The organism is Idiomarina zobellii, assembly GCF_900100855.1.
Lineage (GTDB): Bacteria > Pseudomonadota > Gammaproteobacteria > Enterobacterales > Alteromonadaceae > Idiomarina > Idiomarina zobellii.
Genome location: NZ_FNCB01000010.1, coordinates 75,336 through 85,454, shown reverse-complemented (window position 1 = coordinate 85,454; position 10,119 = coordinate 75,336). Strand labels below are relative to the sequence as shown.

General features: G+C 46.1%; 14 protein-coding genes and 2 pseudogenes. 10 read left to right on the top strand and 6 right to left on the bottom strand.

The window, feature by feature from the left end; translation table 11 throughout:
• Positions 1-106: 106 nt before the first annotated feature.
• Positions 107-493, top strand: a pseudogene (locus tag BLT32_RS09355) (HipA domain-containing protein); the annotation flags it as partial.
• 46 nt (positions 494-539) lie between these two features.
• Here the strand turns inward: BLT32_RS09355 and BLT32_RS09350 are convergent.
• The 4 genes from BLT32_RS09350 to BLT32_RS09335 form a co-directional block, all read right to left on the bottom strand.
• Positions 540-887, bottom strand: a complete 348-nt coding sequence (locus tag BLT32_RS09350) for a VOC family protein (protein ID WP_053953935.1) — start codon at positions 885-887, stop codon at positions 540-542.
• A 37-nt stretch (positions 888-924) separates the two neighbouring features.
• Positions 925-1,221 carry a HigA family addiction module antitoxin gene (locus BLT32_RS09345; protein ID WP_053953936.1) on the bottom strand — a complete coding sequence of 99 codons (297 nt, stop codon included), beginning with the start codon at positions 1,219-1,221 and terminating at the stop codon, positions 925-927.
• The gene (locus BLT32_RS09340; protein ID WP_053953937.1) at positions 1,221-1,499 is read right to left on the bottom strand and encodes a type II toxin-antitoxin system RelE/ParE family toxin; all 279 of its coding nucleotides are present in this window, start codon (positions 1,497-1,499) and stop codon (positions 1,221-1,223) included. The genes BLT32_RS09345 and BLT32_RS09340 overlap by 1 nt, the downstream gene beginning before the upstream one ends.
• Before the next feature lie 82 nt (positions 1,500-1,581).
• Positions 1,582-2,457: a DNA ligase gene (locus BLT32_RS09335; RefSeq protein ID WP_053953938.1), complete on the bottom strand. Its 876-nt coding sequence runs from the start codon at positions 2,455-2,457 to the stop codon at positions 1,582-1,584.
• Between the two features lie 193 nt (positions 2,458-2,650).
• On the opposite strand from BLT32_RS09335, the gene BLT32_RS09330 reads away from it, so the two are divergent.
• From BLT32_RS09330 to BLT32_RS09305, 6 genes are all read left to right on the top strand, one after another.
• Positions 2,651-3,049, top strand: coding sequence for a thiol-disulfide oxidoreductase DCC family protein (locus tag BLT32_RS09330; protein ID WP_053953939.1), 399 nt, complete (start codon positions 2,651-2,653; stop codon positions 3,047-3,049).
• A gap of 10 nt (positions 3,050-3,059) precedes the next feature.
• A complete protein-coding gene (locus BLT32_RS09325; RefSeq protein WP_053953940.1) occupies positions 3,060-3,359 on the top strand; it encodes a Rho termination factor N-terminal domain-containing protein in 300 nt (99 codons plus the stop codon).
• Between the two features lie 124 nt (positions 3,360-3,483).
• The gene (locus BLT32_RS09320; RefSeq protein WP_053953941.1) at positions 3,484-4,482 is read left to right on the top strand and encodes a virulence RhuM family protein/type II toxin-antitoxin system death-on-curing family toxin; all 999 of its coding nucleotides are present in this window, start codon (positions 3,484-3,486) and stop codon (positions 4,480-4,482) included.
• A gap of 68 nt (positions 4,483-4,550) precedes the next feature.
• Entirely contained in the window at positions 4,551-5,264 is a 714-nt protein-coding gene (locus tag BLT32_RS09315) for a nuclease-related domain-containing protein (RefSeq protein ID WP_053953942.1), read from the top strand.
• Positions 5,265-5,479: 215 nt separating this feature from the next.
• On the top strand, positions 5,480-5,707 hold the full coding sequence (locus BLT32_RS12845) for a hypothetical protein (RefSeq protein WP_143020957.1): 228 nt from the start codon (positions 5,480-5,482) through the stop codon (positions 5,705-5,707).
• Positions 5,708-5,872: 165 nt separating this feature from the next.
• Positions 5,873-6,043, top strand: a complete 171-nt coding sequence (locus BLT32_RS09305; RefSeq protein ID WP_074668965.1) for a DUF3545 family protein — start codon at positions 5,873-5,875, stop codon at positions 6,041-6,043.
• A gap of 41 nt (positions 6,044-6,084) precedes the next feature.
• On the opposite strand, the gene suhB is transcribed toward BLT32_RS09305, so the two are convergent.
• Positions 6,085-6,861, bottom strand: coding sequence for an inositol-1-monophosphatase (gene suhB / locus BLT32_RS09300; RefSeq protein ID WP_053953944.1), 777 nt, complete (start codon positions 6,859-6,861; stop codon positions 6,085-6,087).
• A gap of 131 nt (positions 6,862-6,992) precedes the next feature.
• Here suhB and trmJ point away from each other — a divergent pair, with 131 nt between their 5' ends.
• Genes trmJ through BLT32_RS09285 form a run of 3 tightly spaced genes read left to right on the top strand, consistent with a single transcriptional unit; the run spans position 6,993 to position 9,430 of the window.
• Entirely contained in the window at positions 6,993-7,715 is a 723-nt protein-coding gene (trmJ, locus tag BLT32_RS09295; protein WP_053953945.1) for a tRNA (cytosine(32)/uridine(32)-2'-O)-methyltransferase TrmJ, read from the top strand.
• A gap of 60 nt (positions 7,716-7,775) precedes the next feature.
• Positions 7,776-8,252, top strand: coding sequence for a Fe-S cluster assembly transcriptional regulator IscR (gene iscR / locus BLT32_RS09290; RefSeq protein WP_053953946.1), 477 nt, complete (start codon positions 7,776-7,778; stop codon positions 8,250-8,252).
• A gap of 44 nt (positions 8,253-8,296) precedes the next feature.
• Positions 8,297-9,430, top strand: a complete 1,134-nt coding sequence (locus BLT32_RS09285; protein ID WP_082343236.1) for an IscS subfamily cysteine desulfurase — start codon at positions 8,297-8,299, stop codon at positions 9,428-9,430.
• On the opposite strand, the pseudogene msrA reads toward BLT32_RS09285, so the two are convergent.
• Positions 9,427-9,971 (bottom strand): annotated as a pseudogene (msrA, locus tag BLT32_RS09280) (peptide-methionine (S)-S-oxide reductase MsrA). The gene BLT32_RS09285 and the pseudogene msrA sit on opposite strands and share 4 nt — an antisense overlap.
• Positions 9,972-10,119 lie beyond the last annotated feature (148 nt).

Genomic DNA, 10,119 nt, shown 5'->3' with positions numbered 1-10,119 from the left:
AATCATGCGAGGTGAGAATTAACTTGTCCGGACGACACCGGAACGCTTGTCCGAATGATGCCGGAATCGCTGTCCGGATAGACCGAAATACGCACCACGGGCGGACGCTATCGACTTGTTTCGTCGTATGGTGTTTAACCATGTAGCCACCAACCACGATGATCACTCCAAGAACTTTGGTTTTATGCTGGAGGACAAGCAATGGCGGTTGAGCCCGGCTTACGACGTGGCCTTTAGCTACAAACCCGGAAACCCCTGGGTAGAGCAGCACTGGATGTCTTTAAATGGCAAGCGCAGCGGCCATACCCGTGCCGACTTTTACGCGCTGGCAGACGTTCAGTTACCAAAGGTAGAGCGCAAAGAAATCGATGCCATTATTGATGGCGTGATAAACGCGGTGTCTCAGTGGCGGGAATTAGCCACTGAACATGAGGTGCCCAAAACGCTTGCCGACTCAATCGATAGTCATCTCAGACTGAAAGACTTTGCCTGAGACGCGTTTATCGGGATAACAATGCGGATTATGTGCCGCAGTTTAATTACTCCGACCACACTGCGTACTCATTCCCGCTAGGGCAGGTAAATTGAAAGCGTCGACCACCGGGAAAATCAAATATCGGCTTAATGATTTTACCGCCTGCGTCCTCAACGCTTTTCAGGCTTTGCTCAAGATTTTTGCTATACAAGACCACCAACGCGCTACCCGTTGACGTTTGTGCCACCAAATCAGATTGGTAAAAGCCGCCATCGAGCCCGGCGTTCTGGATAGCCGCGTACTCGGAGCCATAGTCAACAAACTCCCAGCCAAAGGCTTGCTGGAAGAAACGCTTGGTTGCGTCAAGACTCCGCGCCGGGAGTTCAATGTAATTAATTTTGGTTGAGCTCATTGTGTGCCTCGCTTAGGGCTTTTTGAAAACGGTTTTGCTATGCAACGGTAAGATCAAGCTTCTGAACCTTATCTAAATTTAAGTTTTTTCCAGCATGCCATAAGTCGTATGCATCCTGCATCGCTAACCAACTCTCCGGGCTTCTGCCCAAAGCTCTCGATAAACGTAACGCCATTTCAGGGCTTATGCCACTTTGGCACTTCAAAACTCTGTTTAAAGTGGAAGGGGAAACATTAAGTTTTGTCGCTAAATACCGACAGCTCAAGCCAAAAGGCTGCATATAGGTTACTAAAATAAATTCACCAGGATGGACAGGGTTATGCATAATAGACATTAGTGATAATCCTCGTAGTTAAGCAGGTATACGTGACCATCACGAAACTCGAAGGTTAAACGCCAATTGCCACTCACCGCTATCGACCAAATATTTTTTCGAACACCTTTTAACGGATGAAGCCTGTATCCCGGGATATCGAGATCTGAAACTTTCATAGCAGTATTTAATGCCGCTAACTGCATACGTAACCTCGCAGCATGATTTGCTTGAATTCCGCGAGTACTTCCAGTTTCAAAGTAGAGCTTCAGTCCTTTGTGTCTAAATGTTTTGATCATGAGATATTAGTGTAGCGTGTTGCGCAATGGTGTCAATTTGAAATTTATTTCTATTTTCGGCATATGCGCTATGTACTGGATTTTATTCATCTTCGAGCTCCTCCCTAATTCGTAAAAAGCTGGCAAAGCGCGGCACGCCATTATTGGTGTAGCCGTGGTACTTGTAGGTAATGATACTGCCGACAGGTGGAGGATTGGCGCGTTCGGCGTCGGTGAATCCGGTGCCAATAGAAAATTCAATGCCTTGCTGATTGCGCACACGCAGCGCACCGAGCATGTCGGTGTATTTACCTTTGCCCGGTAAATGCGCGATAACCTCGGCCTCTTCATCGAAATAGGGTTTTAATTTTAATAAAGCGTCACTTCTGCCCGACTGATGAAGCGCTGTTGCCAAATGCAGCATCAGGCCTTCTGCGCCCCGCTCAACCATAGCTTGCAGGTGTTCGCTTAACTCATGGTTGGAATGAAACCGTTGCTGCTTAACCGCTTTAATATGTTCAATGTTCATTTTCTCAATTAAGTTTGAATAGTTTTTGTATCGCTCCTCAAATGGTCGCTGTGAGTCAGGCATATCAAACACCATATATTGGACTTCTCGCCAACGTTCTTCTTCTGGTATTTGCGTTCTAACAATAGAACTTAGCGCCTCAAAGCTCTGACGCTTTGTCCATAACTCACCATCAAGCCAAATATCAGGTAGTGGTGCAGTAAACCACTCAGGAGCCGATATTTGGTTGCCTTGTCGGGTCAGTAGTTTGGAGCCGGTCCAAATGGCTCGTATACCGTCATACTTTTCGCTGACCAAGTAGTCGCTAATGGGAATGCTCGTGTTTTCTTCATACACTTTTGCCAGTTGGGTTTGTGGGGAAGCTTGTAGCGCGAACGCTGAATGTGGCAAAAGAGCTGTGAAATACAGAACTGTTAAATAAACAATATGAATCTTTGAAAATGCTGGCATCCTTGCCTCTTATTTGGGATTGAGTTGCAGCGCGTTTGCGCCAGGTGTCATAAAGAGACTAGCATCGGTTGCTAAAATTGGCAGCGTGGCGATGTCGTATTATGAGCTAAGCAAACCGATTTTCGCATTACGTTATGAGTCAAATGCGCGAAAACGGCGTATAAGAAAATGACGTTCGCAAAAGGTGGTTCTAATGTCAGAGCAAAGTTCGAAACTTATTATTTTCTTTGATGGCGGATGCCCATTGTGCGTTAAGGAGATGCGTCATTTAAGGAAGCTTGATGAGAAACGACAAATAACGTTCGAAAATATTAATGAGCCGGACTTTAACCAGCGGTACCCTCAAGTTGACGTTGCTAAGGCCAACCAGTATTTACACGGGCAAGTCAGCTCCGGTGAAATGATCTACGGCTTAGATGTTACCCACGCGGCTTGGTCGTTAGTAGGTAAAGGCTGGATGATTGCCCCTCTGCGCTGGCCGGTTATCCGCTGGTTTGCGGATAAAGCCTATTTATTTTTCGCACGTAACCGCAACCGTATTTCCAAACTACTAACAGGTAAAGAGCGCTGCGCGCAGTGTTCAATTGATTAAGGAGGTTGTTATGCCGGACGTTTGGCGCGATAAAGACGAGCGAATGTATCAGCATATCAAGCAGTCGCAGATGGATGACGGTAAGAGTGAAGACGAGGCCGAAGAAATAGCCAGTCGTACCGTGAACAAGCAGCGGCGCGAGGAAGGGGTTACCGATAACACCACCACTCAGGGTACCGGTAACCCCAACACCCGGCTGGAAGAGCGAACCAAAGATGAGCTTTATAACCGGGCGCAGCAGCTTGATATTGATAACCGCAGTGAAATGAGTAAAGACGAACTGATTGAGGCGATAAGGCAAAAGCAGTAATGGATTAAAGCTGCCGACTGACTGCTTTGATGGTTTTATAAAACCAGTATGGCTAAAACCAGAAATCCTGACTATGCTAGAGCATTTATTTGAGAACAGGATACTCAGGGATGAGGGGTAAAACATGAAAAATACGCAAGTTCAGATATTTGAAAGCCAGGATGGGCAAGCGCAATTGGAAGTGGCCTTAGACAAAGAAACTGTCTGGCTTTCCCAAGAGCAGATGGCTGAGTTGTTTGATAAAGCAAAATCGACGATAAACGAGCACATAAAGAACGTATTCAAAGACGGGGAGCTTGAAGAAAATGAATCGATAAGAAAATTCGGAAATTCCGAATTTTCTACAAAGCCTACAAACTTTTATAATCTAGACGTTATCATATCTGTTGGTTATCGGGTTAAGTCTGCGCGAGGAGTGCAGTTCCGGAAGTGGGCTACTCGTATACTCCAGGAGCATTTAGTACGGGGCTATACTTTAAATGAATTGCGACTAAAAGAACGAGGCATTGAATTTGAGCAAGCTCTAAACTTACTCAGTCGTACTCTTAGCAATCAAGGTTTAGTATCTGAGGAAGGTGAAGCCGTTGCGCAGGTTATCAGTGACTACGCTCGGTCCTGGTCACTGCTGCAAGGTTATGATGAACAAGTTTTAGCAGAAGTTGGTGCTAGGCAAAATGGCATGCAGGTGTTAGACCCTGAAAATGCAATCAATGCTATTCAACAACTTAAAAAAACACTTATCGCTAAAGGGGAAGCTACTGAACTATTCGGACAGGTCCGTGGTAATGGGCTTTCCTCGGCATTAGCGACGATAGAACAAGGTTTTGCAGATGAGTTGTTTTACCCCAACATAGCCAGCCGTGCTGCCCACTTATTGTACTTTGTAATTAAAAACCATCCACTGGCCGACGGCAATAAGCGCTCCGGCTCGTTTCTATTCTTGTGGTATCTACGCCTTAATCAACACTTGTTGGCTAAACCTGTTGACCGGTTGATTAACGACAACACACTTGTAGCTCTGGCGCTATTAGTAGCTGAGAGCTTACCGAACCAAAAAGAATTAATGATTAGGCTGATTGAACATTTTATTCTCCTTAAGGAGCCAGCGGATAGTAAGAATTAAAGCTGACGACTGACTGCTTTGATGGTTTAATAGAGCCATCATTAGCAAGGAAAAGCAGTCAAATTGTCATGGCCGACACGCAGTACATAACCAAGAATCGTCTTTCTCAGGAAGTGAATACAGCCCGCGTATGGGTCGCTATTATTGGCGCGCCTATTGCGGGTTTTTTAATGTATAGCTTGCCAAATTTCTGGTGGATTGTTGGGCTAGCCTACTTATTCAGTGTTATTGGGGCGGCATCCACTAAGCGTTCAGGTGCTAAGGGTGAATTAAAAACACTGAAACTGTTAGAAAAACTCCCCGATAGCTATGTTTTGTTTAACCAAGTTGATGTACCCAACTCGCGAGCAAAACGCGGCTTTACTGAGCTGGATTTGATTGTTGTGGGTCCTAACGGTGTGTTTGTTGTGGAAGTGAAAAACAACAACTCAAAAGTAACGGGAGATGAGCAGTCTCCTAATTGGATAGCTCATAAAGTAGGGCGCAAAGGTGGTCGTTATACCGCTAAAGTTCGCAATCCAATAAAACAGCTAAAAAAACAGGTTCATGTTTTAGCTGAACACTTGAAGAAAAATCGAGCATCAACCTGGATAGACGGTGTCGTGTTTTTTTCACATCGCAGCGCTCGAGTTAAGCTCTCTTCACCAACCAGTGTGCCCGTTTTTGAACGTAAAGGGCTGGTCGATTATATATTGAATTATCGGCCTAAACGGTCACCGTCGAATTTTGAGAAAATTGTTCAGCAATTAGCTTTACTTAAAGAAGGTAATATACAAAAGTGACTGATTTAACGACTCGAGAAAAATTTAAACAACACATTATAAAACTACCCAAGTGGCTTCAGTTTGTTTTGATTTTCGCTCCGTATGTGACTCTTTTCTATTTCGATCTAAGTTTTTGGGGGCAGCTGTATGGCGCGTTAATGGTTTTGTTTGCGTTTTATATCACTCCCGATGCCTTTTCTCGGTCTCATAATAGAAGTGAGGTGAAAAACATTATGGCATTGCTCGATGCTCAAGGTGATAAGCTTCGGGTCGGCCTTGAGCAGGTACCTTCAACTAAGTTAAAGCGCGTAGCGGTTGGTGAGTACAATAAAAGCTCGGCTATTCTGAGCTTTCCTTTTAACTATCAAATTAGCCACCATTATGTCTTTCCCATCCAACAGCTAGACTCGGTGCGAGAGTTCTTTAAAACCAACTATCCGCAAATAGATCTTATCACCTGATTCTTCACAGCTTTGCCATTTTTAATTAACAAAACTGCAACAAAAGACTTTTAAAGTATCAAAGTGTGTGGTACTTATGAGTTGTGGTGTTTTTGTTAACAAGTGCGCTAACACCATCGCAAAAAACATAAGAATAAAGTCGTATAAAAAGCAGGAGGTCTTACCATGGATCATTCAGAAGAACTGCAAAAGGTAAATGACAAGTCTGGCAAGGGTCGCGCTGCAAAACGTAAATGGCGCGAAATAGAACAACTAAAAGAAAAATATCGGCTGCGGGAAGAGCTTGCCGAAATGGACTACTCGTTAGACCTCGACTTAGAAGAAATCGAACTTTAAAAAGAAACGCCGCTTGATTCATTTCAAGCGGCGTTTTTGCTTTAGCGAATTTGTGCGAGCATTTGCTTGAGAGCTTTCGGTGCGCCCGCGGCAATGTTGCCTGACTGTACATAGTTATGGCCGCCCTGGAAGTCACTGACAATGCCTCCGGCTTCGCGAACCAGTAATTCGCCAGCGAGTATATCCCAGGGCTTTAAGCCCATTTCCCAGAATGCGTCGTGGCGTCCGGCTGCAACGTAGGCTAGGTCTAGTGCTGCTGCACCGGCTCTGCGCACATCTGCACAGTGCTCGAACAGCTTGCTGAACATTTCCAGGTACTCAGGTAATCGGCTTTTCATTTTGAACGGGAAGCCCGTTGATAAAATGGCACCTTTCAATTCAACTTTAGGTGATATGCGTAAACGGCGACCGTTTAGCTGAGCCCCCGCGCCGCGAGAAGCGGTGAAAAGCTCTTCACGCATAGGGTCATACACAACGGCCTGCTGAACAGAGCCCTTGTGAAGTAAAGCAATAGAAATACAAAAGTGGGGAATACCGCGCATGTAATTGGTCGTGCCGTCTAGCGGGTCAATTACCCACTGGAAGTCGTTTTCTTTACCAGCCTGAGTACCGCTTTCCTCTGCAATAATGCCGTGATCGGGGTAAGACTTTTTAATTGTGTTGATAATAGCCTGTTCAGCGGCTTTATCCATGTCAGTTACCCAGTCGTTTAAGCCTTTTGACTCAGCTTCTACGGGGTGTCCCTGATCGAAATTTTTAACTAAAATTTTGCCGGCCGCACGCGCTGCGCGCACCGCAATATTTAACATCGGATGCATACCAATTACCTGTGCTGTAAAAGAACAATTTTCGGTCGCGGATCATACCAGTGTTGGGGTATCATGCCAAACTTTTCGACAACCTCGCAGAATAAGCCGAGAAGTTAGCGCGCAAAGCAAAGGAAATACTCATGCTCGACAATATACGCATTGTGTTGGTGAACACCTCTCATACCGGGAATATCGGGTCAGTCGCCCGTGCTATGAAAACCATGGGGCTCTCCGACTTAGCCTTGGTTGATCCTGTGCAGGAACCGGACAGTCATGCATCGGCATTAGCTGCGGGCGCAACGGATATTCTGGCTAACGCGACTATTGTTGATAACTTGCACGATGCAATTTCAGATTGTGGACTTGTGGTTGCGACAAGTGCCCGGAACCGAACGTTAGACTGGCCGTTGCTCGACCCTCGTGAGTCGGCTGCGAAAGTATTGCAAGAGTCCACTCAGCATAAAGTTGCGTTGGTATTTGGTCGTGAAAGTAGTGGTTTAACAAACGAAGAGCTGCAACAAAGTCACTTTCATTTGCATATTCCGACAAACCCAGAATATGGCTCTCTAAACTTGGCAATGGCCGTTCAGTCAGTGTGTTACGAAGTTCGTATGCAGTGGCTGGAAGCGGGTGAAAAAGTGGAAGCCGACATTCCTGATTATCCGCGTGTTGATGACTTAGAGCGTTTCTATGAACATTTAGAAGCGACACTGACGAATACTGGCTTCATTAATCCGAAGCATCCGGGACAGGTTATGACTAAATTGCGACGCCTTTATAATCGGGCGCGACCGGAAGAGAGCGAGATCAATATTTTGCGTGGAATGTTAGCCTCTGTGGATAAATCGATTGACAATACTTGACTAAAATAGTCGGGAATGTAGAATTTCAACTTACGATTAACACTTCCCGAGGAAATTGCTATGCGTCTGACATCAAAAGGCCGATACGCGGTAACCGCAATGCTCGATGTGGCTTTATTTGCAGCAAAAGGCCCCATTCCACTGGCGGATATTTCAGAGCGTCAGGGCATTTCCTTGTCGTATTTAGAGCAATTGTTTGCACGTTTGCGTAAGCACGGTTTGGTTGACAGTGTTCGGGGTCCTGGTGGTGGTTACCGACTGGGACGTGAGCCAGCTGATATATCGGTGGGTTCGGTTATTCATGCGGTCGATGAGTCAATTGATGCAACGCGGTGTCAGGGCAAAGCGAACTGCCAGGGCGGCGAGCGCTGTTTGACGCATTCACTATGGGAAGGTTTGAGTGACCGTATTTCCGATTTTTTAGACGGAATTACCCTTGCTGAGCTAATGAAAAACTCTGATGTAGGCGACGTTATGCAACGCCAGCATTTACGCCATGCATCGGACGAAGACATAAAAGTTAACTGCCAACTGTAACGGCACTTACCAGGAGGACCTTCGTGCCTAAACAACCCATCTACATGGATTATGCCGCAACTACGCCAGTAGCTCCTAAAGCGGCAGAAAAAATGGCAACTTGCTTAACCATGGACGGGGTGTTTGGAAACCCTGCCTCGCGTTCTCATAAATATGGCTGGCAAGCCGAAGAGCTTGTGGATATTGCACGGCATCAAGTCGCCGACTTAATTCATGCCGATGCCCGCGAAATTGTTTTTACCTCAGGCGCAACCGAGTCGGATAACCTGGCTTTGAAAGGTGTTGCGCATTTTCATGCCGACAAAGGCAAGCATATTGTTTCGGTAAGAACTGAGCACAAAGCCGTGCTCGACCCTTGTGCGCAGCTTGAAAAAGAAGGCTTCGAAGTCACTTATTTAGACGTTAAAGAAGACGGTCTTATCGACTTGGATGAGCTTCGTTCAGCGCTGCGTGAAGACACTATTCTGGCCAGTGTTATGTGGGTCAATAACGAGATTGGTGTTATTCAGGATATAAACGCTATTGGCTCCATTTGTCGTGAGAACGGTACCTTGTTTCATGTTGATGCAGCACAGGCCGCCGGTAAGTTACCTATTGATATGTCCAGCGCACCGGTCGATTTAATGTCGATTTCTGCGCATAAAATGTATGGCCCGAAAGGCATTGGCGCATTGTACGTGCGTCGTCAACCGCGTGTTCGCATTGCGGCTCAAATGCACGGCGGCGGTCATGAGCGCGGAATGCGCTCAGGAACACTGGCAACACACCAAATTGTTGGTATGGGTGTGGCGGCAGAGTTAGCTGCAGAAAAACTCAGTACCGACATTGAGCGCTTTGAAACTATGCGTCAGCATTTTCTGTCGCCGTTACTGGCTGAAGAGGGCATTCAGCTTAATGGCAGCGACACTCAGCGTGTGCCTCATATTGTGAATGTGCAATTCGCTAATGTTGAAGGTGAGCTTTTGCTCATGTCGCTTAAAGACCTGGCTGTATCCTCAGGCTCGGCGTGTACCTCTGCCAGTGTAGAACCTTCCTATGTGCTAAGAGCCATTGGTGTCAACGATGAGTTGGCGCATGCTTCACTGCGTTTTAGTTTTGGTCGTAGCACAACCGCAGCCGATATTGAGCATGCGGTTGAGCATATTTTGACGACCTATAAAACCCTGGCGCAGCGTTAGTCTTTTAATAATCCTGAAAACGTTTTCCGGAATTTCGCCAGCTTCGGTGAAATAACCGCTTGGCAATACGGGTTTTCCGGATTTCTTGCGTAGTAGTTTTCGTGATAGTCCTCGGCTGGGTAAAAGGTATCCAGCTCGGTTACTTCGGTGACTATTGGGTCAGCGAAGGCACCATCGTTTTCTAATTCCGCAATAATGCTCTCGGCTCCTGCTTTTGTGCTTCGTCGTGGTAAAAAATTGACGTACGGTATTGAGTGCCAACGTCGTTACCTTGACGGTTCACCTGTGTAGGGTCATGCAGAGTAAAAAAGATTTCTAAGATTTGGCGGTAAGAGATTTGCTGCGGATCATAGGTGAGTTGCGCGACTTCGGCATGACCCGTGTCACCGGTACAAACCTGTTCATAGGTTGGGTTTTCAGTGTGACCGCCGGTGTAGCCGGATTTCACCGATTCAATTCCTTTTACTTGTAAGAACGCGGATTCCACGCACCAGAAACACCCGCCGCCGAGAGTTGCTTGCTCAGTTTTGTTCGCTGCCATGATGTACTCCTCTTTGTCTATTTGAAAGCTAAATAGACGTCTATATGGCTAATTGGTTTTGTCATGCTAAATCAGAATGAACGAAAAAACAATCATTATGGATTCGATCTCGAGCGTATTCTCACGTATAATCCGCGCGACTAATTTT

What these genes read in the sequence shown, in the direction of transcription:
- BLT32_RS09350 (WP_053953935.1), bottom strand. Translation starts at nt 887, where the DNA reads ATGAGCTCAACCAAAATTAATTACATTGAACTCCCGGCGCGGAGTCTT.
- BLT32_RS09345 (WP_053953936.1), bottom strand. Translation starts at nt 1,221, where the DNA reads ATGTCTATTATGCATAACCCTGTCCATCCTGGTGAATTTATTTTAGTA.
- BLT32_RS09340 (WP_053953937.1), bottom strand. Translation starts at nt 1,499, where the DNA reads ATGATCAAAACATTTAGACACAAAGGACTGAAGCTCTACTTTGAAACT.
- BLT32_RS09335 (WP_053953938.1), bottom strand. Translation starts at nt 2,457, where the DNA reads ATGCCAGCATTTTCAAAGATTCATATTGTTTATTTAACAGTTCTGTAT.
- BLT32_RS09330 (WP_053953939.1), top strand. Translation starts at nt 2,651, where the DNA reads ATGTCAGAGCAAAGTTCGAAACTTATTATTTTCTTTGATGGCGGATGC.
- BLT32_RS09325 (WP_053953940.1), top strand. Translation starts at nt 3,060, where the DNA reads ATGCCGGACGTTTGGCGCGATAAAGACGAGCGAATGTATCAGCATATC.
- BLT32_RS09320 (WP_053953941.1), top strand. Translation starts at nt 3,484, where the DNA reads ATGAAAAATACGCAAGTTCAGATATTTGAAAGCCAGGATGGGCAAGCG.
- BLT32_RS09315 (WP_053953942.1), top strand. Translation starts at nt 4,551, where the DNA reads ATGGCCGACACGCAGTACATAACCAAGAATCGTCTTTCTCAGGAAGTG.
- BLT32_RS12845 (WP_143020957.1), top strand. Translation starts at nt 5,480, where the DNA reads ATGGCATTGCTCGATGCTCAAGGTGATAAGCTTCGGGTCGGCCTTGAG.
- BLT32_RS09305 (WP_074668965.1), top strand. Translation starts at nt 5,873, where the DNA reads ATGGATCATTCAGAAGAACTGCAAAAGGTAAATGACAAGTCTGGCAAG.
- suhB (WP_053953944.1), bottom strand. Translation starts at nt 6,861, where the DNA reads ATGCATCCGATGTTAAATATTGCGGTGCGCGCAGCGCGTGCGGCCGGC.
- trmJ (WP_053953945.1), top strand. Translation starts at nt 6,993, where the DNA reads ATGCTCGACAATATACGCATTGTGTTGGTGAACACCTCTCATACCGGG.
- iscR (WP_053953946.1), top strand. Translation starts at nt 7,776, where the DNA reads ATGCGTCTGACATCAAAAGGCCGATACGCGGTAACCGCAATGCTCGAT.
- BLT32_RS09285 (WP_082343236.1), top strand. Translation starts at nt 8,297, where the DNA reads ATGGATTATGCCGCAACTACGCCAGTAGCTCCTAAAGCGGCAGAAAAA.